Origin of the sequence: Thiothrix subterranea (assembly GCF_016772315.1) — a bacterium.
Lineage (GTDB): Bacteria > Pseudomonadota > Gammaproteobacteria > Thiotrichales > Thiotrichaceae > Thiothrix > Thiothrix subterranea.
The window spans coordinates 944,805-969,132 of record NZ_CP053482.1 but is presented as its reverse complement, the minus strand read 5'-3'; the positions used below and the strand labels follow the sequence as shown (position 1 = coordinate 969,132).

Below are 24,328 nucleotides of genomic sequence, written 5' to 3'. Positions count from 1 at the left end.
TTATTCCTCAAGGGAGTTCCCCGATGCTGAAAGTCAGAAGTGTTGACCCATTACAAGCGATTCAATGGTTTAAGCAGGGTTGGCAGGTGTTTATGTCAAATCCGGCGAATTGGGCGCTGATGGGTTTGTTGTTCGGCATCATTGTACTGGTGTCAAGTATGCTGCCGTTTTTCGGGGGTGTCGTGTTGAATTTGCTGGTGCCGATTTTAACGGCGGGGATGTTACAGGCGGTCAAAAATGCCCAAGCAGGCGCTCCCATTGAAATCACTGATGTGTTCAGCTTTTTCAAGGATGAGCCAAAGCGTAACCAGTTATTGATCGTGGGGGCGCTAATGCTGGGCGCTGGTTTGGTGGCGGCGGTATTGAGTACCCTGTTAATTGGTTCTTCTATTCCCGTAGACGAGCTGGCTGGAATGCCGAGTTTCAATTTGGGGCTGAGTGCCTTGCTGTTCATGTTTGTGGTGGTGATTTTCTTGGGCATGTTGTTCACGTTTGCGCCTGCTTTGGTGATTTTTAAGGGCATGAGTGCGGTCGATGCGGTGAAAGGCAGTTTGCAAGGCACGTTGGCGAACGTTTTGCCTTTCGTGGTGTTTGTCTTGTTTTACGCTGCGTTGGCGTTTGTGGCGGCGATTCCTTTCATGCTGGGCTTTTTGGTGCTGATTCCGGTGATGATGGCGGCGGTGTATGGTGCTTACAAGGATATTTTTGGATGATGGAAAAGCGTTTGGTGGCGAATACTGGCATTGCGGTCAGTCCCCTAGGGTTAGGCACGGTGAAATTCGGGCGCAATCAAGGGGTGAAATACCCGCAAGGCTTTGAATTGCCCACGGATCGCGAGGTGCGGGAATTGCTCGCGCTGGCGTTCGATCTTGGGATTAACTTGCTGGATACTGCGTCTGCTTACGGCTTAAGCGAAGAGCGTATTGGCAAGTTGTTACCCAATTCCCGTCACGAATGGGTGATTGAAACCAAAGTGGGGGAACGGTTTGCCGATGGCGAATCCCACTTTGATTTCAGCGCCGCAGGGACGCGCCAGAGCGTGGAAAACAGCCTGCGCTTGCTGAAAACCGATTACCTCGACATGGTGCTGATTCATTCGGACGGTGATGATGTGCGGATTTTGCGCGAGGAAGCGGTGCTGGATACGCTGTTAACCATGCAGCAGCAAGGCTGGATTCGCACGGTGGGGATTTCCTCCAAAACGGTGGAAGGCGCATTGTTGGCGTATGAACTCGGCTGTGATGTGGTGATGGCGGCTTACAATCCGGTGTATACCGATGAATTGCCCGTGCTGGAAGCAGCGGCGGCGCAACACAAAGCGGTGTTGGTGAAAAAAGCCTTTGCCAGCGGGCATTTGGATAAACTTGGCGCAAACAACGGCAATCCGGTGGAACAAGCGCTGGCGTTTATTTTTGCCCAGCAAGGTGTCACCAGCGTGGTGCTGGGGACGCTGAACCCCAAGCACTTGCGGGACAATGTGGCAATCGCTACCGCTTTGCTGGACGAATGAGGCGGTAGTGTTTTTTGCTGAGTTCTAGCCCAAACCAGCGTTCCAGATGCAGCATCCACCCGTGTTTTTGTTGTTTGCGAGTGGGGCGATACGCGGGGTTGGTTTCAAATAAACCAGCGGCGACGGGAAGCCAGTCTTGTACCACAGCCGGGTGAGTGCCGTTGAATTCGCGCAAAATACGGGCATCCATCTCACGGTAATCAATCGCGGCATTGCGTTTGTTCCAATATTTTTCTACCCAACTGGCTTTGAGGTTCATTTGGGCTTCGCTTCTGACCCAGCCGTAGTGGTAAATGGTTGCGCCAGTGTGTGCCGCGTTGGGGTAACGCCCGTGTTTGTTGGAGGCTAATACCAGCCAAAATAAACCGTCGGGGGCGTAACTTCTGACCGAAGCTTTAATGATGCGTGGGGCGCGGCGATACCAGCCCGGCGACCACAAATAGGTATTGGCATTGCCATAAAAGTGTAGGTAATCAAAGAGTAACGCTTCGACGCGCTCATCGTGCAGGTGTTGTTGCATACTCGCTTGAATCTGGGGTAAGTCGTTTTCATGCACCACTTCATCGGCTTCCAGATAGAAAATCCAGTCGCCAGTGCAGGCAAATTGCGCGATCATTTTTTGTTGCCCGTAGACATAGCCTTTGACGCGCATGTGGTCATTCCACACCGTTTCGATAATGCGGATTTTGGGTTCGTGGAGGTCACGGAGGATTTGCAAGGTATCGTCTTCGCTTTGCCCGACCACTATGACGAATTCATCCACAATCGGCAGGATTGAGCGAATCGATTCGAGGAAGGGATACCCTAAAATTTGCGCATTACGGATAAACGTACAGCCACTGACTTTCACGATTGCACCCTGTTATAGCGTTGGATTTCCAGCAACTTGGCGTATTTCAGGTAAGATCCCAGCGCATTCAATAGTGAAATGGTGAAACCGTCAAAGCCGCAGCCAATACCGCCTTTGATTAAATAGTTCTTCAGGAAAGCCCCCAAGCCATGCAGTGGCGGCGACCAAGCGCTAACACGCCGTTGGTTGGTGGCATTGTCGAGGGCGTATTGGGTGGAATATTTATTCAGCTTATGCAGCATGTCGTGGTAGTTGGTGTAAGAATAATGCCGGATGTGTGATGTCAGCGCGGTATGCGCGGTGCTTTCGACTTTTTCATGGCATTGCGCATGGGAAAAACTCACTTTCTCACGGTTGAATAAGCGCCGTACATGATCGGGATACCAAGACGTGCAGCGTATCCATTTGTCATGAAACAGGTTTTTGCGGCGAAACGCATAGGTGTCATACGGGCTATTGGTCAAGTCTAGCGCTTTAATGTCGCTGATGGCATCCGCTTCCAAACGTTCATCCGCATCCAAACTCAGTACCCATGCATGTTGGCAGTGGTCTACACCGTAGTTTTTCTGTGGCCCGTAGCCGAGGAACGCTTGGGAATAGACCTTAGCGCCTAATTCGGTGGCAATTGCCACGGTGTCATCGTTGCTGAGGGAGTCAATCACGATAATTTCATCACAGACTTGCCATAGCGATTCAAGGCAGGCGCGAATGTGCTTGGCTTCGTTATACGTGATGACTAAACCGCTAATTTTATTCATGAAAGTTCTCTTGATGACGGTGGTTTAGCCAATGGCTGACAGCGGCGCTTATGGTGGCGGGATCTATCCGTGACAGGCATTCGCTATTGCCATTTTTATTGTCACAACCGGCTTTTCCACAGGGTACGCACGGCATATCGGCTTGAAAAATGGTGATATTGCCGTAGGTTTGTTGCGCTTGGCTGTGCGTTGCGGCAGTTTGTAACGCATTATTCCAAGGCGACCAAATAGGGAGTAGGGTAGGGCCGAAAATCGCAAAAATAGGCTTATCTTGCGCGGCTGCAATGTGCATATTCAGGGTATCACCGCCCACATAAGCGCTGGCGAGATGGCTGAGCGCAATGTACTCATCCAGATTGGTTTCCCCAATAAAATCATAGAGATTTTCCAAATATGGCAGGGTGGTTTTTATGTGTAAATCCAGCGGTGTGTTCGCGCCTGTTACCACAATCGCTATTCCCAGGTCATTAAGTCGGTGTAGCAACTGTTGACGTAAAGTATCTGGATAAATTTTGTAGGCATATTGCGCCGAGGGGTGGAAAATCAAAAACGTGTGGATACCCTGAGCGTTAAGTTTGGCTTGTACCCGCTGCAAGGCTTCAGCGCTATAGTGAATGTGCGTTATTACTTTACCTTGCGGAATCTGCAACACGTTTAAGGCTTTTAAGTGGTTGAGAATGACGTGTTGCGTGGGGTCAAGGTAATAATAACCATCGAGTAAGCGTTGTTTCCACCAGTTTTTATGGGCTTCGGTTTCAATCAAACTGATGGCTTGTCGCCCTGCGATCCGCGCATACCAGACACTGCTATCGGTCGTGGTGAGGGAAATAGCCAGATCATAACGTCGCCACAGTTGGCGAATTAAGCCGACGTGTTGACGGATTCGCGCCCACCGAGGCAAGGTTTTCCATGCATAGGAATAGCAATAAATACGGCGTACCGCTGGCAAGGCTTTGGCGATGCCCAAAGTATCGTCATTAATGAGTAAATCAATCTGTGCGCCTGCATAATAATCGTGTAACTGTTGCAACAATGCTGAACTCAACAATACATCGCCGTTGGAGCGACGGATAATGACCAGAATCTGTTTAGCCATACTGATGTTCATAATCCGCGAATAACAGCGCCCCTAACCACAAAAACAGAAACGTTAAATAATGATCCATGATATAGCCATCGGTAAAAAAGATCACAAAATAAAATAATGCAAATGCCAGCATCATCGGTCGGAGCGGGTTGGACGAATGCTGATAATGTTTGAACATGGCGTAAAACACGTAACCCATCACGGCTAAACCGAATACCCCAAACAACACCATTTGTTGCACGTACACATTATGCGAATGCGCCAAAACCTCGCCGCGTGTCGCTTCGGGGAAATTTTGTTGATTAACGCGGTGGTATTCCTGTTGGTAATCGCCCGTACCGACGCCGAACAACGGGTTTTCCTGAATAATGTCAAACGCATTTAATAGCATAATGACCCGCAAGCCCACGCTGGAGTTGGGTAATTCTTCGTAATGTTGGGCTTCGTAAAGCGCCTGATCCACCCGTTCTTGCATAACAGGGCTAAGCACATAAGCCGTGGGCGCAATAGTGACGAGTAACATTAGACTGAGTAGCGCAGGCTTGAGGCACTTGCCTCGGTAATATTGAAACACGAACAAGGATAGCAGTACCAAAAAAACCAATTGCCCCATGCGCCCTTCGGTGATGAACAGGTTAATGCCCATGAGGATGAACAACACAATGCCTGCGATGCGCTGGTTTGTGGATAAATTGTGGCGCAAAAATACGGCATACAGCAAGAAATAGAGCGTGAGCGCAAGAATAGGGCTGTACACAATATGGCTCACAAATGGCGTGGTGTCGTTGGCGTCTTCCAAGCGCAGCAGTTCACTGGCGGGAATCGTGTCGAAATACAAACCATAAGAAAGCCCCACTAGCACAACCATCGAGAGTATAAACGCGATAAAATAATACAGAATATGCGCGGGGCGTACTACCGTCATGAGTACGGGAACCATGAGGTACTTGATTTCTTTTTTCAATACAAATCGCGCACCATCCCAATCGCTAGTCCACAATAGTCCTACAAAATGCAACACGATAAACGCCAGTATTGCCCATGTGATTGGGTGGTATTTGATGCGCTGGAATTTGGCGGTAAAGTCACCTTCTATCAACCACAGTAGTAAAATCAGAGTCATAATGGCACTGCCGATGGCTATGCTCATAATAAAGCTGAATGCCAATACACACAGTAGCCAAGAGTTAATTAAGCCGATGGTTGATTGCCAGCGTTTAAATCCGTTTAAATTGTTATTTTTTATCATATTAACCGTTTCATCCCTCGCGTCATGCTTACGCTGATTGTGCATCTTCACAGAAAAGCAGGCAAAATCAAGCAGAAAAGTTTACCATAAGCAGCCGCAAACAGTACTAAACCGAACGTGGAAACAACGATTCAACACACTTTTTTATCCCCTCGTTACTGGCCAACTTGGTTGGGGTTGGGGTGTTTATGGCTGGCGGTCAAATTGCCGTGGCGCTTGCAAATGTGGCTGGGTAAAGCCTTGGGGCTATTGATGTTCCATGCACTGCCTCGGCGCCGCGCGATCAGTCGAGTCAATTTGGAACTGGCTTTTCCTAATCATTCCGCCGCTGAACGTGAACAGCTCAATCGGGCGCATTTTATTTCCTTAGGGCGCGGTCTATTTGAATTGGGTTTGAGCTGGTGGGGCAATCTGGAACGTTTAAACCAACAAACCACCGTCGAAGGCATGGAGCATTTGCAAGCCGCGCTGCAACGCGGCGGTGTGGTACTGTTGAGTGCGCATTTCACCAGTTTGGAACTGGGAGGGCGCTTATTGGCACAATACTTTCCCTTGCATGTGGTATACCGCCCGCATCGTAACCCGCTGATTGAATTACGTACTACGCGCTTACGGGCGCAGCGTTACGGTAAGGCGATTCCGCGTGACAATATCCGTGACATGATCCGCAGTTTGCAACAGGGCTTTGCGGTCTGGTATGCGCAGGATCAGAACTTCGGGCGCAAAAATTCGGTATTTGTGCCGTTTTTTGGTGTACCGGCGGCGACGAATACCGCAACCAGCCGTTTGGCGGCGTTAGGTAAGGCGCAAGTGGTACCGTTTTTTACCGTGCGTACTGAAACCGGCTATTTGTTGCGGTTTTTATCGGCTTTGGAAGCGTTTCCGAGTGATTCGGTAGTAGCGGATACCACCTTAATTAATCAACTGATTGAACAGCAAGTGCGTGAGTTTCCGGCGCAGTATTTGTGGACGCATCGGCGTTATAAAGATACACCCGATGGCGGAAACCGTTATGAGCGTTGATCAGTGAGTTGCGCTAAAAACGTCGCGATAACTTTTGTGCTGTCTTGTGTTTCGTCACCGCTGACGGATAGCGGTTGGTAGTGGTTGCTGTCATTGCCGAGCAAGCCGGTTAGGGCAGGGGCAGTGACAGGGTATAAAGCAATGCTGGGTTTATCCAACGCCGCCGCCAAATGCATTAAACCGGTATCCATGCCGATAACGCCTTGCGCCCCTTGCAGAATAGCGGCTAATTCCCCCAAACGGCAACGCGGCAGGCAATGCGCGTGAGGGTGTTGTGCCAAACGGGTGGCGCGTTCGTGTTCCCGCGTGTTGCCCCACGGTAGCAGCGTGTGAATACCGCGTGCGGCCATCGCTTGAATCAGCTTTTGCCAATGGGATTCTGCCCATTCTTTTGCCGGGCGACTCGTGCCGTGTAACGCGACAATGTAAGGCTGTGGCAATGGCGCAGGTATCGCCCCAAAAGCGTGTTGGCTAATGCCGTAGTGCAGCGGTAAACCTTCCAAGGTGTAACCCAACGCCGCTGCGGTTAGCAAACGGTTGCGGGTAATCGCGTGTTGGTCACGCGCAATCGCATGGTGGCGCTGATAGCCAATACTGGCTAAGGGCTCACGGCTGCTGTGCCGGTCGTAACCGTGGCGTGTGCCTTGAGCAAAACAGCCTAACACGGCACTTTTCACTAAGCCTTGGCTATCCAACACCACATCGTAAGTGCTTTGTTGCAGATTATTGCGCCATGTTTGCATTTCCGCGTGCGTGGCTGCCGAAAACAGGTGTTTGCGCCAGCGGCGTAGCGCCACCGGAATCACCCGTGAAACGCCAGCGTGCCAAGCAGGTACTTCCGCAAAATTTTCTTCCACGACCCAATCCACGCTGAGGTTGGGGATACGGGCGTGCGCATCGCTGATGGCGGGCAGCATGTGTACCACGTCACCCAGTGAGGAGGTTTTGACGATGAGGATTTTCATGTGCCATCCCCCGGTGGTGGCGAAGTGGGCGGTAACAGTGCGGTAATGGCTTGCATGATACAAGCGAGTACACCTTGCTGTTGAGCAAAAAACTGGGCGGCATTTTCACCCGCTTGTTGGCGCAATGACGGCTGTTGTAACCAGGTTAAGCATTGCGTGTAAAGGGCGTCGGCATCGGTGATTTCGACTGCCCCACCGCTGGCATACAGCGCGGGGAACAGATCGGTAAAGTTGTGGGTGTGAATACCACTAATGACCGGCACACCAAACGCTGCCGCTTCCAGTGGGTTATGCCCGCCGTGGGGAACAAGGCTGCCGCCGATAAAGGCAATGTCTGCGACCGCAAACCACAATAGCATTTCGCCCATGCTATCACCCAGCAATACAGCGGTGTCGGCGCTAAGCGCGGTGGCGGCACTGCGTCGGAGGGTCGTTAAGCCCGTCTCCACGCATTGCTGGTAAACCTTGTCGAAACGTTCCGGGTGGCGCGGTACTAAAATCAATAAGGCGTTCGGAATCTGTTGTTGCAGATGAGTAAATACCCGTAATAGTTGTTCATCTTCGCCGGTATGAGTGCTGGCGGCGACTAAAACGGGGCGGTTGCCCCATTGCTGTTTCAGGCTGTGAGCGATGTTGCGTAGCTCGGTGGGAATTTGCAGGGCGAATTTGAGATTGCCACAGGTTGCGATTTGCGCGGGCGTTGCGCCGAGTTGTTGGAAATAGTCAGCATCTTGCAAGCTACGTGCGCCAATCCAGCGGATACCGCGCAATGTGTTGCGGGTTAATGTTTCTAAGCGGCGGTAGCGTTGGAAAGAGCGGGTTGACAGCCGCGCGTTCAATAGCAGCAGGGGAATCTGGCGTTGTTGGCAAGCATGATAGAGATTCGGCCAGATTTCGGTTTCCATGATCAGCACCAGTTGCGGCTGCATCCGTTGCAACGTGCGTTGCACCGCGCTAGGCAAATCGTAAGGGAAATAACTGTGCAATACCCGCGTGCCATACAGCCGTTTTACCGTATCGGAGCCAGTTGGGGTGGTAGTGGTGATCCATAACTGATGGGTGGGGTAGGTGTTTAGCAAGTGTTCGACCAGCGGACGCGCCGCAATGGTTTCACCCACCGAGACGCTGTGTATCCAGATACAGGGGCGTGTGATGTCGGTACGTGCGGCGATGTAGCCGAAACGTTCCGCCAGCCGTTGCCGGTACGCGGGTTGCTGGCGACTACGCCATAACAAACGCAGCACCATTAGCGGCACTAACAGATAAAAAGCCAGAGTGTAGAAAACACGTGTCACGGATACAGGATTTCGTTTCAACCAAGATTTGCGGCATACTACAGGGCGTTTATTATAAATGGAATGGAGAATTCCCATGAACAAAATCCTTATGTTACCGCTAGTGGCGTTAGTCTTTACCCTCAGTGCTTGCGGCGAAAAGGCGAGTGCGCCAGCAACTGAAGCCGCTAAACCCGCTGAACAAACCACGCAGGCAAGCGCATCGACTGCACCTGCTCCCGCAACTGCACCCGTGGTTGCCGCTGGTGGACACCCCGGTCAGGCGATTCACGATGCTAATTGCATCAGTTGCCACGATTCCGGCGTCTATACCCGTGCTGACCGCAAGATGACGGATTTGACGATGTTGGCAGGGCAAGTGCGCCGCTGTGATGCCAACTTGGGCACAAAACTGTTCGATGAAGATTTGGATAACGTGACCGCCTTCCTGAACGAAACCTACTACAAATTCCCCAAGTAAACCGCCCATGAAATACCGCGTCACCATTCTGCAAACCCCGTTTCAATTCGACGTCAGGGCGGGGGAAACGGTATTGCAAGCCGCTTTACGGCAAGACATTCCCGTGCCGTGGGGGTGTGGTGGCGGGGTATGTGGCGTGTGCATGGGCAAAATTGTATCGGGGGCAATGCATTATCCCGACGGCGAGCCGCTGGCCTTGTTTGAAGAAGACGCGGCGGCTGGCATGGGCTTGTTTTGCGTGGGTTATCCCACCACCGACCTAGTGTTGGCTGTGCCAGAAATGGGTACAGATTGGGAACCTTGGGAAGCCCAATAAGCATAAACCCCCAGTGCCAGAATTGGTAACAGCAAAGCGATTAGTAACCAATGTTGGCGTTTCATGCCTGTAACCCCTTCGCCCAAGCGTGCAGACGGTCGCGCCCGCGATACCACAGCCAGGTAATGCCAATGATCAAACTGCCCGATAGAATCAGCCCCACGCCGGTCGCCGCCAAGCCGCCCATTGCTTGAAAATACAGAATCACAAAGCGCAACCCGATCAAAAACGTCACCACATGAAAAGTGCGTTGATGCCCGCCATTCCCCGCGTGTAAGGCATACAAAAACAGAATCGCCAGCGTCAGCAAGGGCGCTCGTAAATCATCGGCTTGCCAAAAACTCACCGCTTCCTGTGCTTCAGACCCAAACAAGGTGTAACGGCTTTGCCCACTGAAGACTGAATCGGGGTAGTAATACAGCAATAACAAGCCCAATGCGCCTAGCAATAAGACGCGATTGAGCCAACGGTATTCCGGGTGCAACGCAATGCCCAGCGCTAATATTCCCGCCATTGCATAAGCTGGCACGAACCATGCCAGCGGATAATCCGCCAGTTCCCCGCCCGAACGCGCAATATCCGCAAACGCTAAGGCACAGATGGCACTGAGTTGAAACCAAAAAAACAGGCTACTGCGCAAGCTGTATAAGGCTTTCAGGTGCGTGGCTGCGTAATACAGCACCGCGCTTAGCAAGGGCGCGAGTAAGAATACCGCTGGCAATGCTTCCAGCCGTTGCCCGCTCTCTACATGGCTGGCAGTGACCAAACTCCAACACATGCCTTGCACGAATAACGTTACCCAAAACAGCCGTGTCCATAAATGCCGTGCAAATAAAATCAGTAAAAACGTGCTGAATGCCCAGAAGAGCAGCGCGTGATGCCACTTGCCGCTGACCTCAAAAATGTCGGCGATCAGCCCGATACTGGCTAAACACAGCACCAGAAAACCCGCCAGCAATGCCTCGAACCATACGCCGTGTTGCCGCTGCGGGTATTGCGTGTAAATACCGATGGCTAACAAACCCAGTAGAGCGAAATCCACCCCTAATTTGAAGCTATCGGGGATATGTGTCCAATTTGCGGCGATCAGGGAGAGGATGCCCAGCCCGATAATTGCTGCACCTAGCACCATGAAGCTGTACAGCCAGCCGTTGGTGGCGGGGCGTTGCTTGGCTTCAAAGTCTAGAATATTGGCGTGTTGCGCGGGGGTGATGAGTCCGGCTTGCAGCCATTGGTTAAGTTTTGTGATAGGAGTCACATTTTTATCTATAAGTTTAATTAATAATTGAGATTTGTCATTGATTGTTAGTGTACTGCCAAATTGGGGGGCATATGAAGTCTATTCTTACATGGGGTGTTTTACTGTTGTTTGGGTGGGTGATTCATCCTGTTTGGGCGGCAACGCCTACGAATCTGCCACCAACCATCAGCGGTACGCCACCACTCAGTGTGGTAAGTAATAGCGCTTACAGTTTTACCCCTACAGCCAGTGATCCTGAAAAAGCAACATTAAGATTTAGTATCGCTAGGAAGCCGAGATGGGCAATGTTTAATGCCGCGACGGGGGCGCTAACGGGTATATACCAATCAGTGCCATAAAATGGCTTTCTAGTAATCAACTGATGTTACGCAGTAGCCCGAAAAGCGAGCAACTCCTCAAAAGCCGCCTTGATGGCTTTGCGGTAGAGTTTTGCTTTGAGGGCAAAGTGGTTAAGTTTTTTCCTCACAGTCAAACATTCCATCTTGAACACGGCAACAATCGAGGCAAATAGATGGTTGGCTTGTGTCCTGGGTGTGTGGGCAGGCGACTTGGCAAAGGCGGCATTGGACTTGAGCGATTTGTGAAAGACCTCCACTTTCCACCGTTTTTGGTAGAGTGAGGTGATTTCGTCCCACTCAGCGTCCAGCTTGCTACAGACCAGATACAAAATGCCGCTGCTGCCATCCTTGTTTGTAAAGACTTGCCGGACAAGCCTGACGGGGAAATTCAGCCCCTTCAGCCAGCCCGTGACGGCGTGTTGTTCTGACCATTCCAGTTGGTCGAGCCGGGTGTAACGTTTTTCCTTGCGAGCAGCTTCGCTCAAGGCCACCAGCCGATTGCTTTTCAGTGCCATGATGAAGTCCTTGTGCCGGGTTTGCTTGATGTGTTCCATGTTTTCGCTGGATGCGAACCAGATGTCTGTCAGAATCCATGAAAATTTCACCTGATTCTGGATAGTGGCATCAATCATAGCCCGCATCTGTTCATTCTTGGTGATGTCACTGCACCGCTTTTCTTGCCGGGTTTTGAGGTCACAATAACGCAGTGGTTTACGTACCAGTTCAAACGCAACCGGAATGGAGGTGTCGTTCGCGTGGTAGAGGCAGTTCACTAAATTGATGCCCTTGATGTTCCGTCCTAGGCAGTGGTCATAATGCCAGCAAATCAGGTCGTTTTCGTCCATATGGGGCTTTTCTTCCACCGTGTCATCAATGATGAGAACCCCATCATCCGATTCAACCTCACGGACGAGACTTTTGACCTGTTTCCAAAGGTCTTTCGAGGTGTAGTCGCGTTCGGACAGGAAGCGGCTGATCGCATCATGGCTGACTTGACCATCCAGCATTTGAGATAAGCCTGTCGCCGTGGCGTAACCAAACGTCACGCTCAGGTAGTCGGTGTAGAGGTCTAGGCGGTTCTGGTTCATCACTGGAATATAGACGACTCGGCTAGGGAGTGCGTAACATCAGTAATCAAGTAAATATGGTTAACTGACGGTCAATAAAGGCAACTATGAGTAATGTATGACATTAAAAATCACCTTCACTGATGATGAGGTAGCGGAGCTGTTCTACTGGAAGGAGCGCCACCCTCATCCCAGAGTCCGTAAGAAAATGTCCGTGCTGTACCTGAAATCCCAACAGTTGACGCATAAGGAAATCAAACGATTGGAAAGGATTACAGAAGCCACGCTGCTTGCCTACCTAAACGCCTACCAACAACCTAACGGTTTAGAAGCTCTTAAAGAAATACGCTTCAATAAACCAAAGAGTGATTTGATGGCATATAAAGACAAGATTGAGACCTATTTTCGTGAATATCCACCCGCGACCAGCAAGGCAGCAGCCGCCAAGATTGAGGAGCTGACAGGCATCAAACGCAGCGAGGACAGGGTACGTATCTTTATGAAGAAAATAGGGATGGACATCCGTAAAGTGGGGATGATACCCGCCAAAGCTGATGTGGAAGCACAAGAAAAGTTCTTGGAAAATGAACTTAAACCGCGCATTCAAGAAGCTCAAGAAGGTAAACGCGCCCTTTTTTTGTCGATGCCGCCCACTTCGTTTTAGCACCGTTTCTGGGATTTTTGTGGTCATTTTCCCGCGTATTCATCAAAGCGCCCTGTGGTCGACAACGTTACAACGTATTGGGCGCACTCAATGTGATAACACTGCAACTGATCACCCTCACTAACGATACCTATATCAACGCTGGCAGCGTGTGTGAATTATTGGAAAAAATTGCAGCGTTAGCACTCAAAATACCGATCACGTTGGTCTTGGATAATGCCAAGTATCAACGCTGTGAAGCCGTGTTTGCCTGTGCGAAAAGGCTCAATATTGAACTATTGTTTTTACCGACCTATTCACCCAACCTCAATCTGATTGAACGGTTGTGGAAGTTCGTCAAGAAAAAATGCTTGTACTCGAAGTACTATGATAAGTTTCCCGCTTTCAAGTCGGCCATCACCAACTGTCTCGACAAGCTGGATACTGATCACAAGAAAGAACTGGCACAGTTGATGACAACAAACTTTCAAACCTTTAAAAATGTTCAAGTCTTGGCGCTGTGAGGTATACCCACTGGTATGCAGGCAGCGACCTATAGCGGCATTGTCATTACGGTGTCCGATGGCAAACTCAGACGCAGCCTGCCAGCGTTTAGTATTCAAGTGAATAACCCAGCGCCTACCATCAGTGGTACGCCTGCAATTGGTGTACAGATTAATTCAGCCTACAGTTTCACGCCGATTGCGAGTGATCCGAATGGTGACAACTTGACCTTCAGTATTGTTAAGAAGCCTGCGTGGGCAACTTTTAACAAAACGACGGGCGCATTAACCGGTAAACCGCTTGCTAGGCATGTTGGAGTAGCGAAGGGAATTAGCATCGCGGTGACTGACGGCAAAACTAAAGTCAGTTTGCCTGCTTTTGATCTGCAAGTGTCGGTAGTTGCGCCTAATAAAGCGCCGGTGATTAGCGGTAGGTCTGCGACAACGGTGAATGTGGGAAGCGCTTACAGTTTCATACCAACTGCTAGTGATGCGGATACAAGCGACATCCTCACGTTCAGCATTACCAACAAACCCACATGGGCAACGTTTGACACGGCAACGGGGCAGTTGAGTGGTACGCCTGTGTTGGCAGATGTGGCAACGACCAGTGGCATTATCATCAGTGTTTCCGATGGCAAGCAAACAGCCAGTTTACCTGCCTTTGCGCTGCGCGTGATGGAGTCGATCAATCTTGCCCGCCAGTTTGGGGTGGCAACACAGGGGGCTGATTACGACAGCAGTTCTGCCGCTTCTTTGGCAATAGATGGCAATGCGAGCACTTTCAACCACACGACTTGTACTGCCGACAAGAACTGGTGGCAGGTTAAATTACCGAATCCAACCCTGATTTCCAAACTGGTTGTCACTAGCCGTAGCTCATGGGCATCGCGGATCAATGGTGCAGGTGTTTATGTGAGCAATACTCCCTACAATGGCACGCTGAATGAAAGCGATAAAGTAGCCACGCTGAGTGGTATTGCTACCGCGCAAACAACGGCATTCAATACCCCAAAATCGGGAGCTTATGTCATCGTCAAAGCAGCAGCGGACAATTGTTTGCACATGAGTGAGGTAGAGGTGTATGGAAACGCACCGGCAGCACCACATTTGGATCAATCAGCTTATACTTTCCAGTTGAGTAATAGTACTGCGATTGGCAAAACAGTGGGTACGGTCAAGGCTGTTGATTACCAGTTGGACAGTGTTAGTTATGCATTGGAGGGGAGTTCGATTCCCTTTGCGATTGATGCACAAGGTAACATTACCGTAAAAGCGGCACTGCAAGCGGGTGTCACCTATACCTTTGAGGTCGTTGTCAGTGATGGTGCGAACGTTAGCCGTGCGCCCATCACTGTTAATGTGACAGCCAGTTCGTCGGTGGAAGATGCCTTGCGTACTGGTAATGCCAGCGTTGCTACCAGCGAAGAATTGCTGGATGCGACCATTGCGGCATTAGCCAGTCAAAAAGCTACCCCGTCATTACTGACTGCGCTGTATGGCTCAGATTCCATAGCTTATACCCCCGGTAATCGCACCCAGTTGATTAATTTCAAACCTTGGGTCGACAGTGTTTTCCCTATTGTGGTGGGAAATAAAGGCAATACCTTGGCAGTGGCAGGCACAACACCCACGGCTCGCTATGCCGCATTTGGTATATCACCGATGGAGTTGTTCCAAGCAAATAAGAGCTTAACGTTTGAAACACCTTTTAGCCGTTTGTTGGCTTGGTTATTGGCAGGTGAGCCTGTTAATACCGATGCTTTGAGTGGTAATCGTAAAATCGCCCTGTCATTTGTGAGCAGTGAACACACGGAAATCAAGGCATGGATTGCTAAAAAATATCCCAGTTGGACAGTGATCGACTGTAATACGGTAGCAACCTTAGCAACGTGTTATGGCAGTGCGGATTTGGTGGTAACAGGGTGGCAGGGTAATAATGCTGATGCACAAACCATTCGGCAGGCATTGGCGACAGTGATGACCGCTGGCAAACCTGTGTTGTACTTGCATACTTGGTACGAAGATTATAACGATGTTGCCCACGCGATTGCCGATTTGCTGAAATTCTCACTGCCTTATGGTGGGAATTATTGGGCAAATGATGCGGCTAACTGGGCTAATGTCACGGCTATGCAAACGGCTACTTGGGAAAAACAAGGCTTGGCAGGCGTTGAAACGCTGCTAAAGCACTTCAAAGCCAATGATTACAGCATCGCGACACGGAATACAGCGTTCTATCCGGGCGCAAACAAGGTGCGTGCGATAATGACGTTGTTGGATGAGAGTAAGGTAAACCTATTCCAGAGCAACGAGTCTCGCCTCTATCGCTTATTAGCGTTGCTGGGTGATAGTTATCGACAGGAAATCGTGTTCCCGATGGATATGGACGCGACTAATGCCACAGTGTTCTTGAAATCCTTGTTTGCGGATCATGCGGTGTATAACTACCGCACTCTGAACCGGGTGCAAGCGGATATGGGGAATTTCAGTCGCAGTAATTTCAGCCATATTACGCCTGTTACCAAAACCGTCACGATGACCAGTCGCCAGAATTTCCGCGCTGCTGGGGTGTATGCCTTACCGGGGAGAACAGTTCGTGTTACTCGCAATGATAACAGTAGTACTAACACCAAGGTGTTCGTCAACAGTTTACGCTCAGGTTCAACGCATGAGTACGAAACATGGGGCTATAAACGTCCTAAGTTCTTGGAATCTGCGCATGTACCCATTAACTGATGTTACGCACTCCCTAGCCGAGTCGTCTATATTCCAGTGATGAACCAGAACCGCCTAGACCTCTACACCGACTACCTGAGCGTGACGTTTGGTTACGCCACGGCGACAGGCTTATCTCAAATGCTGGATGGTCAAGTCAGCCATGATGCGATCAGCCGCTTCCTGTCCGAACGCGACTACACCTCGAAAGACCTTTGGAAACAGGTCAAAAGTCTCGTCCGTGAGGTTGAATCGGATGATGGGGTTCTCATCATTGATGACACGGTGGAAGAAAAGCCCCATATGGACGAAAACGACCTGATTTGCTGGCATTATGACCACTGCCTAGGACGGAACATCAAGGGCATCAATTTAGTGAACTGCCTCTACCACGCGAACGACACCTCCATTCCGGTTGCGTTTGAACTGGTACGTAAACCACTGCGTTATTGTGACCTCAAAACCCGGCAAGAAAAGCGGTGCAGTGACATCACCAAGAATGAACAGATGCGGGCTATGATTGATGCCACTATCCAGAATCAGGTGAAATTTTCATGGATTCTGACAGACATCTGGTTCGCATCCAGCGAAAACATGGAACACATCAAGCAAACCCGGCACAAGGACTTCATCATGGCACTGAAAAGCAATCGGCTGGTGGCCTTGAGCGAAGCTGCTCGCAAGGAAAAACGTTACACCCGGCTCGACCAACTGGAATGGTCAGAACAACACGCCGTCACGGGCTGGCTGAAGGGGCTGAATTTCCCCGTCAGGCTTGTCCGGCAAGTCTTTACAAACAAGGATGGCAGCAGCGGCATTTTGTATCTGGTCTGTAGCAAGCTGGACGCTGAGTGGGACGAAATCACCTCACTCTACCAAAAACGGTGGAAAGTGGAGGTCTTTCACAAATCGCTCAAGTCCAATGCCGCCTTTGCCAAGTCGCCTGCCCACACACCCAGGACACAAGCCAACCATCTATTTGCCTCGATTGTTGCCGTGTTCAAGATGGAATGTTTGACTGTGAGGAAAAAACTTAACCACTTTGCCCTCAAAGCAAAACTCTACCGCAAAGCCATCAAGGCGGCTTTTGAGGAGTTGCTCGCTTTTCGGGCTACTGCGTAACATCAGCCCATTAAGTCAGGTGAAACCATTACGCTGACTTCGCCTTATGGTGGACCTATTCAAATTGATTTTGGCATCAATGATCAACCAGTTAGTTTTACCTTTGAACAGGTGGGTGAACACCCCTTCTGGGATGATACCAGCGACAATGCCGTATTCTCGGCAAAGTTGGCGGCGGGTGAGTACGATTGGGCAGAGTTTGTGACTCCGGCATTTGAAATCCATTCCACGCTGGAAAAAATGCGCGAATCCGTCAGTAATACCCGTTGGGGTGGGACATTAGAAGGATTTGCAGCGGCTACCATGCGTTATATCCATAATTTCCCGCATGTATTGGCTGGTTTTAAAGGACCTAATATTGATGTTGTGCCTGAAATTCATGATTTTGCTACCGCAAATGGTTTTACCATTGAAAATTTGGATTTGGTCAAACACATGAATGCAGATCAGGCAACTTGCGGTGCTGGTTGTTCTGGCAATCCGTATGATGCGTATTGGGCATTTGATCCTATCGGTCACGGGGATATTCATGAGATGGGGCATGGTTTGGAGAAGAGCCGTTTCCGTTTAGAGGGGTGGAATTATCATGCATCCACGAACCCGTATTCGTATTACAGCAAAACGCAGTACTACAAAACCACGGAAGGTGATCCTGATTGTCAGTCATTGCCTTTTAAAGATGCTTTTGTTGCGTTACAAGCCAGCGTTGGGCGAGCCAATCCTGCGGCTTATCTGAAAACCAATTACTGGGATGCCGTAGAGGATAACTGGTCGCGTGCTGCCAGCATGACGATTCAGATGATGATGACCGCTGAGCATCAAGGCGCATTGCAGGACGGTTGGCATTTGTTGGCGCGGTTACACATTCTTGAACGTGAATTTGACCGGGCAATCAATAGCAGTGAAGCAATTTGGGATGCTAAAAAAGCCAGTCTGGGATTTGCGAATTATTCTAAAAAGGAGATCCTTGGTGAAAAAGATGCGACGGGTAAGGTCATTATTCCTCCCATCAGTAACAATGACTGGATGGTAATTGCGGTCTCGAAAGTGACAGGGATGGATTACCGTGACTATTTCAGTATGTGGGGTCAGGCTTTCAGTGCCAAAGCCAATGACCAAGTGGTGGCGTTTAACCATTCTGCTGCGGAACGCCGTTTCTTTGTGACCAGCCCGAATGGTTATTGTAAGGGCGAAGGTTTTGATGGGAACAACTTGCCCGTCACTGGCAGTCAGGTATGGCCGTTAGCAGGTGCTCAGCCGCGCTTGATGGGAGATAGCTTCCGCTAGTGAGATCAAGGCACAATAGGGCATGATCGAACTACGGCAAACCTCAACAGATGGCGAGCTTCACCTTCATTTGCAGGGTGAGTGGACGTTTGAGCAAGTCACCGCGCTTAAAGCAGCCTTGCAGCAAGTTCAGCCTGTCGCGGGTACGCCGTTGGTGGTGAATGCGCAAGCCGTGGCGCGGCTGGATGTGACTGCCGCATGGTTTGTTTATCAGCAGGTGCACGGTTGGCAACAGCAAGGCTACACTGTCCGTTTTGAGCATTTCCCCGCCGAATATCTGAGGTATTTTGAGAGAACGGGGGAGGAAGAGGGCGACTGCCAGTCGCCCCTACCAGAATCCCGTAGGGGCGACCGGCGGTCGCCCTCCCTTACGCTTTCCAAACTTTGGCAGGTATTGCGTTCCTTCATCACCTTCTTCGGTCACAGCCTAGCCGCGCTCTTCACCAGCCTATTCTCCCCCCGCCTATTCCGCTTCCGTGCGGTATTCCACCATGTTTTCACCACGGGCATTAGCGCTGTGCCGATTGTGGCGCTGATTGCCTGCCTGATTAGCATCGTCATTACCTACCAAGGTGGCGGGCAGTTGCGCGATTTGGGGGCGGAAATCTACACGGTGGATATGGTGACAATTTCGGTCTTGCGCGAACTTGGCGTATTGCTGACGGCAATCATGGTGGCAGGGCGTTCGGGCAGTGCGTTTGCGGCGGAAATTGGGCTGATGAAAACCAATCAAGAAGTGGATGCCTTGCAGGTGATGGGCAAAGACCCGTTTCTGATTTTGGTCGTGCCGCGTTTGGTGGCGTTGGTGATTGCTTTGCCGTTGTTAACGGTGCTGGCGGACATCGTGGCGTTGGCGGCAGCAGCATTGATTTCTTCGACGATTTTGGATATTTCGTTTGTGCAGTTTTTTTCCCGCGTGGCGGCAAATATTGAGTTTCGTACCTTTGCGGCGGGGTTGATTAAAGCGCCGTTTTTTGCGGTGGTGATTGCGCTGATTGGCTGTTGGCAGGGAATGCGGGTGACGGGTTCTTCGGCAAGCCTCGGCGAACACACTACGAAGGCGGTGGTCGATGCGATTTTTGTGGTGCTGCTGCTGGACGCTTTGTTTTCCGTGTTGTTTTATCGGCTGGGGTTTTAGCAATGGAAACGCTGATTGCAATTCACGACCTTGTAAATCAGTTTGGCACGCAGCGTGTTCATGATGGGCTGAATCTCGACATTTACCGTGGCGAAGTGTTGGGAATCGTGGGCGGTTCGGGGTCGGGCAAGTCGGTGTTATTGCGCACGGTGTTGGGCTTGAATACGCCACACAGCGGCACGATTCAGTTCCAAGAGGCTGCGCGGTTGAAACAGCATTGGGGGGTGATGTTCCAACGCGGGGCGCTGTTTTCCTCGCTGTCGGTGGCAGACAATATCCAGTTTCCGTTGCGTGAGTTTACCGCGTTGACGCAGGAAGAATGCCGTGAATTAATGTATGTACGTTTGGGCATGGTGGGGTTGGAGCGTAGCGTTGCGGATAAATTTCCAGCGGAATTATCGGGTGGAATGGTCAAGCGGGTAGCATTGGCGCGGGCGTTGGCACTCGACCCTGTGGTGTTGTTTTTGGATGAACCAACTTCTGGGCTTGACCCGGTATCCGCCGAGGAGTTTGATCAGCTTATCGGCACTTTGCACCGCAATCTCAAGCTGACGGTTGTCATGGTGACGCATGACTTGGATAGTCTATTTTCAACCTGTGAGCGCATTGCGATGCTGGTCGATAAGCGGGTAGTGGTGGGAACATTGCGGGAATTGTTGGCGAATCCGCACCCACAGATACAGCAATATTTTGGTGGCGGACGTGCGCGTGCGCTGCTGCGGGGAAGTTGATTGGAACGAGATGCCCACTATTTTCTGGTTGGTCTATTTGTTATCGCGATGGCGGTGGCAGGCTTTTTCTTCGCCAGTTTGTTTTACGACAAACCTTCGACGGCAACGCTAGGCTATGACATCCACTTTGATACGCCGGTCGAAGGCTTGGAAAAAGGCAGCGAAGTGCGCTACATGGGCATTAAGATGGGTGAAGTTACTCATGTGTTTTTGTTGCCTGCTGATCCGGCGCGGGTCGTGGTCAGGGTGATGGTGGAAACGGGTACGCCCGTGAACACGGCAACGGTTGCCACTTTGCGCCAACAGGGGTTGACGGGCGTGCCGTTCGTCAATCTTGCGCAAGACGACACGCTGAAACCTGCGCCACTGCTGGCTGTGGCGGGGCAGGCATACCCCGTGATTTTCACCAAGCCAACGGAATTGGATGCGTTGGTGCAAAAATTGCCGGATTTGGAAAAGAATTTGTCGGTGTTGCTCAGTGCCGCCAATGACGTGTTGAATGCGGACAATCGCCAGCATTTTGCCGAATTGCTTGCCAATCTCGATATTGCCACTGCCAAGCTCCCCGAACTCATTGCCAGTCTGAATCAAGCCAGCCACGAACTCAGCGCCTTGGTGGTGCATGTAGATGGGGTGGTTAAACAGTCGGAAAAGGGTTTGGCGGGCAATATGAAAGCCTTGCAATCCACCTTGGCTTCCATCAAACAGACTTCGCAGAGAGTGGATACTTTGGCGCAAGACATTGATCGCGTGGTGGTAAATAACGAAGGGCGGGTGAATGAATTGTTGGGTGAGGGTGGTGAAAACCTTAAGCAATTACTGGCAGAATCGCGCAAAACAGCGGTTGCGGTACGTCAGTTGAGTGATGCGTTGGAACAGAATCCTTCGCAGCTTATTTACCAGCCTGCGCCGCAGGGAACGGAGTTACCACGATGAGATATTTACCGTTTTTGTTGCTGTTAACGTTGCTGTCTGCGTGTTCCATACCGCTGAAAAGTGATTTGCCGCTTGAGCAGACTTACCGCTTAGCACCGCTGGTCGCTACTGCATCACAACGACTTGCCGCTAATCTGTACGTGTCGAAAGTGACAGTCAGCCCTGCGTTGGATAGTGATCGAATCGTGTTAATCAAACCGCCCTTGCAGCAGGATTTTATCGCGCACAGCCGCTGGCCTGATGATTTGTCGAGCTATTTGCACGCGGTGATGGTGGATGGGTTGGCGCGGAGTGGTAGTTTCCAGTCGGTTTCCGAGCAGATGCTGGGTAAGGAGGGTAACTACAAGCTGTTGTTGCGAGTTGCCAGCTTTCAGGCGGAATATCCAAAGGATGGTAAGAGTAATGCAGCAGTAGACATCGTGATGGAATCTTCCCTCGTGCGAGTACGAGACCAGCATTTGCTGGGACAGCACCGTTATGCTGTTCGTAAGGAGGACATTCCCATCAGCACCAGCAAGTTGGTGGAAGCCCTGAATCAAGCATTGGGCGAGGTCATTGCGGCATTATTGATGGATTTACAGCGGGATTTGTAAAGCTTCCTGCATCGCTTGCGGGCTGACGGGGTATGGCAGCACGGCATGAATCGGGAATAATTCCACCAGTTTGCCAACGTGCGGCGCTTCGCTGGGGTGTACCAGCACGATCACTTTTGCAGCCGGTGCAAAGCGTTGCAAGGCGCGTAAGGTGACATCCAGATTGCACACATTTGCGCCCGCGTAGTTGTTGCCAAAGCCGTAGATGAATTCGCCCACCAGAAAATCCGGCGGCTGTTGTTGCACCGCTTTGTGCAGCTTACGGGCGGCGGTGAAACGTTCCTCCGCGATGCCAAGCTGCTGATACAACGCACTGAAATGGGGGTGCATCGGTGATTCGATCAAAGAAAAAAGTGTTCGCATAGTTCCGCCAATAATAACCCTGTCACTGCCAATTATCGCACGATAGGGCATAATGTCTGCAATCTTGCAACACACTGAAAACAATATGGCAAACAATCACCTTATTCCACGCCACCGCACCGTTCCTGTGAAGGTGGGCAATGTCACCGTCGGTGGCGCTGCGCCCGTCGTCGTGCAATCCATGACCAACACCGATACGGCGGATGCGGTGCGTACTGCGGCGCAATGTGCCGAATTGTTCCGCGCAGGTTCTGAGCTGGTACGCATCACGGTTAATTCGTTGGAAGCTGCACAAGCCGTGCCCGAAGTGCGCGAACGCCTCGACAAAATGGGCTGCCATGTGCCGCTGATTGGCGATTTCCATTTCAACGGACACAAGCTACTGACCGCCGTTCCCGATTGTGCGCAAGCCCTCGCCAAATACCGCATCAACCCCGGCAATGTCGGGCGTGGCAAAAAGCGTGATGAGCAATTTGCGCAAATGATCGAATTCGCTTGTCGCTACGACAAACCGGTGCGCATCGGCGTGAATTGGGGTTCGCTTGATCAGGAATTGCTGGCGCGCAATCTGGATGACAATTCCAAACTGGCGCAACCACTGGAATTGTATGATGTGATGCACGCCGCGCTGATCGAATCTGCGCTCACCAGTGCCGCTAAAGCCGAAGAATACGGTTTGCCTCACGATCACATTATTCTGTCGTGCAAACTCAGCGAAGTGCAGGGTTTAGTGCGGGCTTACCGTGATTTGGCGAGCCGTTGCGATTACCCCTTGCACCTTGGTTTGACCGAAGCGGGGATGGGCAGCAAGGGCATTGTGTATTCCACTGCCGCGCTCTCGATCCTATTGCAGGAAGGCATTGGCGACACCATCCGCATTTCCCTCACCCCCGAACCGCACGCCAAACGCGAAAAAGAAGTGATTGTCGGGCAGGAAATTTTGCAGGCGCTCGGTTTGCGCTCATTCACGCCGCAAGTGGTGGCTTGCCCCGGTTGTGGGCGTACTTCCAGCGACTATTTCCAACACCTCGCCGAAGACATTCAAAACTGGCTGCGCGAACAAATGCCGGTGTGGAAAGATCAATACGTAGGCGTGGAAAGCATGTCGGTCGCGGTGATGGGCTGTGTGGTTAATGGGCCGGGCGAAAGCAAACACGCTAACATTGGTATCAGTTTACCGGGAAGCGGCGAAGTGCCAGTTGCCCCCGTTTACGAAGACGGACACAAAACCGTTACGCTGAAAGGCGACAATATTGCACAAGAGTTTCAGGCATTGGTCGAGACTTACGTGCAAAAAACGTATGGATAACCCCAAAGGAGTGTTAAATGAAAAAACTATCAATGCTGGCAATCGCTGGCTTATCACTATTGGCAAGCAATGTCATGGCAGCCGTCAAAAGCGAAGCCGTATCCTATGAACACGACGGCACAAAATTCGTCGGTCAGATGTATTACGACGATGCCGTCACCGAAAAACGCCCCGGCGTATTAGTCATCCACGAATGGTGGGGCTTAAACGATCACGCCAAAAACCGTGCCGAAGCCTTGGCTAAACTGGGTTACGTGGCATTTGCGGCGGATATGTACGGCGAAGGCAAATCCACCGATAAGCCAGAGCAAGCCAAGGAATGGATGACGGAAGTGACCTCCGACGTTGACGCATGGCGTGCCACCGCCAACGCAGGTTTAGAACAGCTCAAGAAAAGCGATAAAGTAGACGCGGAAAAACTCGCCGCGATCGGTTACTGCTTCGGCGGTGGCACGATGATGCAAATGGCCTACAGCGGTACGGACATTGACGGCGTGGTGAGTTTCCACGGTTCATTGCCGTCTGCACCGGATGGCACGGAAATCAAAACCAAAGTGCTGGCGTTCCACGGCAACGCCGATGCGATGGTGCCGCCTGCAACCGTGAATAAGTTTACGGAGCAGATGGAAAAAACCGGCGCTGATTGGCAATTTGTCGCGTATGGCAGTGGCGTGCGTCACGGTTTCACCAATCCGAATGCGGGCAAGTACGGCATTGAAAACCTGAAATACGATGAAAAAGCTGATCAGCGTTCTTGGGTAGGAATGCAGGCGTTTTTCAACGAAATCTTCAAGTAAGGTGCAGCG

Annotated in this window: 24 protein-coding genes and 2 pseudogenes; 17 read left to right on the top strand and 9 right to left on the bottom strand. The window is 51.0% G+C overall.

The genetic code is table 11. The features are described 5' to 3' along the window. Positions 1–23 precede the first annotated feature (23 nt). Both HMY34_RS04645 and HMY34_RS04640 read left to right on the top strand, forming a co-directional pair. The gene (locus tag HMY34_RS04645; protein WP_202718133.1) at positions 24–713 is read left to right on the top strand and encodes a BPSS1780 family membrane protein; all 690 of its coding nucleotides are present in this window, start codon (positions 24–26) and stop codon (positions 711–713) included. After that, positions 710–1,510, top strand: coding sequence for an aldo/keto reductase (locus HMY34_RS04640; protein WP_323127459.1), 801 nt, complete (start codon positions 710–712; stop codon positions 1,508–1,510). The genes HMY34_RS04645 and HMY34_RS04640 overlap by 4 nt, the downstream gene beginning before the upstream one ends. Here the strand turns inward: HMY34_RS04640 and HMY34_RS04635 are convergent. The 4 genes from HMY34_RS04635 to HMY34_RS04620 are packed head-to-tail and all read right to left on the bottom strand — an operon-like array spanning position 1,488 to position 5,355. Beyond that, positions 1,488–2,360 carry a glycosyltransferase gene (locus HMY34_RS04635; RefSeq protein ID WP_202718132.1) on the bottom strand — a complete coding sequence of 291 codons (873 nt, stop codon included), beginning with the start codon at positions 2,358–2,360 and terminating at the stop codon, positions 1,488–1,490. The two genes, HMY34_RS04640 and HMY34_RS04635, sit on opposite strands and share 23 nt — an antisense overlap. After that, a complete protein-coding gene (locus tag HMY34_RS04630) occupies positions 2,357–3,118 on the bottom strand; it encodes a glycosyltransferase family 2 protein (RefSeq protein ID WP_202718131.1) in 762 nt (253 codons plus the stop codon). Before HMY34_RS04630 ends, HMY34_RS04635 begins: the two co-directional genes overlap by 4 nt. Beyond that, a complete protein-coding gene (locus HMY34_RS04625) occupies positions 3,111–4,214 on the bottom strand; it encodes a glycosyltransferase family 9 protein (protein WP_202718130.1) in 1,104 nt (367 codons plus the stop codon). The genes HMY34_RS04630 and HMY34_RS04625 overlap by 8 nt, the downstream gene beginning before the upstream one ends. Then, the gene (locus HMY34_RS04620) at positions 4,207–5,355 is read right to left on the bottom strand and encodes an O-antigen ligase family protein (protein WP_202718129.1); all 1,149 of its coding nucleotides are present in this window, start codon (positions 5,353–5,355) and stop codon (positions 4,207–4,209) included. The genes HMY34_RS04625 and HMY34_RS04620 overlap by 8 nt, the downstream gene beginning before the upstream one ends. Positions 5,356–5,571: 216 nt before the next feature. Between HMY34_RS04620 and lpxL the strand changes: the two genes are divergently transcribed. Continuing rightward, positions 5,572–6,477 carry an LpxL/LpxP family Kdo(2)-lipid IV(A) lauroyl/palmitoleoyl acyltransferase gene (gene lpxL / locus HMY34_RS04615; protein ID WP_202718128.1) on the top strand — a complete coding sequence of 302 codons (906 nt, stop codon included), beginning with the start codon at positions 5,572–5,574 and terminating at the stop codon, positions 6,475–6,477. On the opposite strand, the gene waaC is transcribed toward lpxL, so the two are convergent. Together waaC and waaA are read right to left on the bottom strand one after the other, a co-directional pair. After that, complete coding sequence (waaC, locus tag HMY34_RS04610) at positions 6,465–7,442, bottom strand: lipopolysaccharide heptosyltransferase I (RefSeq protein WP_202718127.1); 978 nt, start codon at positions 7,440–7,442, stop codon at positions 6,465–6,467. The genes lpxL and waaC overlap by 13 nt on opposite strands. Continuing rightward, entirely contained in the window at positions 7,439–8,737 is a 1,299-nt protein-coding gene (gene waaA / locus HMY34_RS04605) for a lipid IV(A) 3-deoxy-D-manno-octulosonic acid transferase (protein ID WP_228287978.1), read from the bottom strand. The genes waaC and waaA overlap by 4 nt, the downstream gene beginning before the upstream one ends. A 76-nt stretch (positions 8,738–8,813) precedes the next feature. Here waaA and HMY34_RS04600 point away from each other — a divergent pair, with 76 nt between their 5' ends. Both HMY34_RS04600 and HMY34_RS04595 read left to right on the top strand, forming a co-directional pair. Next, positions 8,814–9,197 carry an LptM family lipoprotein gene (locus HMY34_RS04600; RefSeq protein WP_202718125.1) on the top strand — a complete coding sequence of 128 codons (384 nt, stop codon included), beginning with the start codon at positions 8,814–8,816 and terminating at the stop codon, positions 9,195–9,197. 7 nt (positions 9,198–9,204) lie between these two features. Next, positions 9,205–9,513: a 2Fe-2S iron-sulfur cluster-binding protein gene (locus tag HMY34_RS04595; protein ID WP_202718124.1), complete on the top strand. Its 309-nt coding sequence runs from the start codon at positions 9,205–9,207 to the stop codon at positions 9,511–9,513. A 61-nt stretch (positions 9,514–9,574) separates the two neighbouring features. On the opposite strand, the gene HMY34_RS04590 is transcribed toward HMY34_RS04595, so the two are convergent. Further along, entirely contained in the window at positions 9,575–10,771 is a 1,197-nt protein-coding gene (locus tag HMY34_RS04590; protein ID WP_202718123.1) for a DUF2157 domain-containing protein, read from the bottom strand. Positions 10,772–10,845: 74 nt separating this feature from the next. Between HMY34_RS04590 and HMY34_RS20535 the strand changes: the two genes are divergently transcribed. Next, positions 10,846–11,112 carry a putative Ig domain-containing protein gene (locus HMY34_RS20535; RefSeq protein WP_407701847.1) on the top strand — a complete coding sequence of 89 codons (267 nt, stop codon included), beginning with the start codon at positions 10,846–10,848 and terminating at the stop codon, positions 11,110–11,112. Between the two features lie 26 nt (positions 11,113–11,138). Here the strand turns inward: HMY34_RS20535 and HMY34_RS04585 are convergent, their stop codons facing one another. Further along, positions 11,139–12,200 carry an IS701 family transposase gene (locus tag HMY34_RS04585; protein WP_202716024.1) on the bottom strand — a complete coding sequence of 354 codons (1,062 nt, stop codon included), beginning with the start codon at positions 12,198–12,200 and terminating at the stop codon, positions 11,139–11,141. Between the two features lie 97 nt (positions 12,201–12,297). On the opposite strand from HMY34_RS04585, the pseudogene HMY34_RS04580 reads away from it, so the two are divergent. From HMY34_RS04580 to HMY34_RS04545, 9 genes and pseudogenes are all read left to right on the top strand, one after another. Beyond that, positions 12,298–13,346 (top strand): annotated as a pseudogene (locus tag HMY34_RS04580) (IS630 family transposase). 15 nt (positions 13,347–13,361) lie between these two features. Further along, positions 13,362–14,363, top strand: a pseudogene (locus HMY34_RS20530) (discoidin domain-containing protein); the annotation flags it as partial. A 354-nt stretch (positions 14,364–14,717) separates the two neighbouring features. Next, positions 14,718–16,064 carry an ImpA family metalloprotease gene (locus HMY34_RS20525; protein ID WP_407701854.1) on the top strand — a complete coding sequence of 449 codons (1,347 nt, stop codon included), beginning with the start codon at positions 14,718–14,720 and terminating at the stop codon, positions 16,062–16,064. Positions 16,065–16,103: 39 nt separating this feature from the next. After that, positions 16,104–17,165: an IS701 family transposase gene (locus HMY34_RS04570; RefSeq protein ID WP_202716024.1), complete on the top strand. Its 1,062-nt coding sequence runs from the start codon at positions 16,104–16,106 to the stop codon at positions 17,163–17,165. A gap of 9 nt (positions 17,166–17,174) precedes the next feature. Then, positions 17,175–18,452: an ImpA family metalloprotease gene (locus HMY34_RS04565; protein WP_228288042.1), complete on the top strand. Its 1,278-nt coding sequence runs from the start codon at positions 17,175–17,177 to the stop codon at positions 18,450–18,452. A gap of 22 nt (positions 18,453–18,474) precedes the next feature. Continuing rightward, positions 18,475–19,590: an ABC transporter permease gene (locus HMY34_RS04560; protein ID WP_202718120.1), complete on the top strand. Its 1,116-nt coding sequence runs from the start codon at positions 18,475–18,477 to the stop codon at positions 19,588–19,590. Between the two features lie 2 nt (positions 19,591–19,592). Next, positions 19,593–20,321 carry an ABC transporter ATP-binding protein gene (locus tag HMY34_RS04555; RefSeq protein ID WP_202718119.1) on the top strand — a complete coding sequence of 243 codons (729 nt, stop codon included), beginning with the start codon at positions 19,593–19,595 and terminating at the stop codon, positions 20,319–20,321. Next, positions 20,322–21,257, top strand: coding sequence for an MlaD family protein (locus HMY34_RS04550; protein ID WP_202718118.1), 936 nt, complete (start codon positions 20,322–20,324; stop codon positions 21,255–21,257). It begins immediately after the preceding gene. Then, positions 21,254–21,850 carry an ABC-type transport auxiliary lipoprotein family protein gene (locus HMY34_RS04545; RefSeq protein ID WP_202718117.1) on the top strand — a complete coding sequence of 199 codons (597 nt, stop codon included), beginning with the start codon at positions 21,254–21,256 and terminating at the stop codon, positions 21,848–21,850. The genes HMY34_RS04550 and HMY34_RS04545 overlap by 4 nt, the downstream gene beginning before the upstream one ends. Here HMY34_RS04545 and HMY34_RS04540 read toward each other — a convergent pair. Beyond that, positions 21,833–22,213: a hypothetical protein gene (locus HMY34_RS04540; protein ID WP_202718116.1), complete on the bottom strand. Its 381-nt coding sequence runs from the start codon at positions 22,211–22,213 to the stop codon at positions 21,833–21,835. The genes HMY34_RS04545 and HMY34_RS04540 overlap by 18 nt on opposite strands. Positions 22,214–22,298: 85 nt before the next feature. On the opposite strand from HMY34_RS04540, the gene ispG reads away from it, so the two are divergent. Both ispG and HMY34_RS04530 read left to right on the top strand, forming a co-directional pair. Beyond that, positions 22,299–23,522 (top strand): flavodoxin-dependent (E)-4-hydroxy-3-methylbut-2-enyl-diphosphate synthase, encoded by a 1,224-nt coding sequence (ispG, locus tag HMY34_RS04535; RefSeq protein ID WP_202719122.1) that lies wholly within the window; start codon positions 22,299–22,301, stop codon positions 23,520–23,522. 17 nt (positions 23,523–23,539) lie between these two features. Then, a complete protein-coding gene (locus tag HMY34_RS04530; RefSeq protein ID WP_202718115.1) occupies positions 23,540–24,319 on the top strand; it encodes a dienelactone hydrolase family protein in 780 nt (259 codons plus the stop codon). The last annotated feature ends 9 nt before the right edge of the window (positions 24,320–24,328 follow it).

Excerpts from the sequence above, each read along its gene's own strand:
- HMY34_RS04600 (WP_202718125.1), top strand. The coding sequence starts at position 8,814 with ATGAACAAAATCCTTATGTTACCGCTAGTGGCGTTAGTCTTTACCCTC.
- HMY34_RS04555 (WP_202718119.1), top strand. The coding sequence starts at position 19,593 with ATGGAAACGCTGATTGCAATTCACGACCTTGTAAATCAGTTTGGCACG.
- HMY34_RS04560 (WP_202718120.1), top strand. The coding sequence starts at position 18,475 with ATGATCGAACTACGGCAAACCTCAACAGATGGCGAGCTTCACCTTCAT.
- HMY34_RS04620 (WP_202718129.1), bottom strand. The coding sequence starts at position 5,355 with ATGAGCATAGCCATCGGCAGTGCCATTATGACTCTGATTTTACTACTG.
- HMY34_RS04645 (WP_202718133.1), top strand. The coding sequence starts at position 24 with ATGCTGAAAGTCAGAAGTGTTGACCCATTACAAGCGATTCAATGGTTT.
- HMY34_RS04530 (WP_202718115.1), top strand. The coding sequence starts at position 23,540 with ATGAAAAAACTATCAATGCTGGCAATCGCTGGCTTATCACTATTGGCA.
- HMY34_RS04640 (WP_323127459.1), top strand. The coding sequence starts at position 710 with ATGATGGAAAAGCGTTTGGTGGCGAATACTGGCATTGCGGTCAGTCCC.
- HMY34_RS04625 (WP_202718130.1), bottom strand. The coding sequence starts at position 4,214 with ATGGCTAAACAGATTCTGGTCATTATCCGTCGCTCCAACGGCGATGTA.
- HMY34_RS04570 (WP_202716024.1), top strand. The coding sequence starts at position 16,104 with ATGAACCAGAACCGCCTAGACCTCTACACCGACTACCTGAGCGTGACG.
- HMY34_RS04630 (WP_202718131.1), bottom strand. The coding sequence starts at position 3,118 with ATGAATAAAATTAGCGGTTTAGTCATCACGTATAACGAAGCCAAGCAC.
- HMY34_RS20535 (WP_407701847.1), top strand. The coding sequence starts at position 10,846 with ATGAAGTCTATTCTTACATGGGGTGTTTTACTGTTGTTTGGGTGGGTG.
- waaC (WP_202718127.1), bottom strand. The coding sequence starts at position 7,442 with ATGAAAATCCTCATCGTCAAAACCTCCTCACTGGGTGACGTGGTACAC.
- HMY34_RS04540 (WP_202718116.1), bottom strand. The coding sequence starts at position 22,213 with ATGCGAACACTTTTTTCTTTGATCGAATCACCGATGCACCCCCATTTC.
- ispG (WP_202719122.1), top strand. The coding sequence starts at position 22,299 with ATGGCAAACAATCACCTTATTCCACGCCACCGCACCGTTCCTGTGAAG.
- HMY34_RS04595 (WP_202718124.1), top strand. The coding sequence starts at position 9,205 with ATGAAATACCGCGTCACCATTCTGCAAACCCCGTTTCAATTCGACGTC.
- HMY34_RS04545 (WP_202718117.1), top strand. The coding sequence starts at position 21,254 with ATGAGATATTTACCGTTTTTGTTGCTGTTAACGTTGCTGTCTGCGTGT.
- HMY34_RS04585 (WP_202716024.1), bottom strand. The coding sequence starts at position 12,200 with ATGAACCAGAACCGCCTAGACCTCTACACCGACTACCTGAGCGTGACG.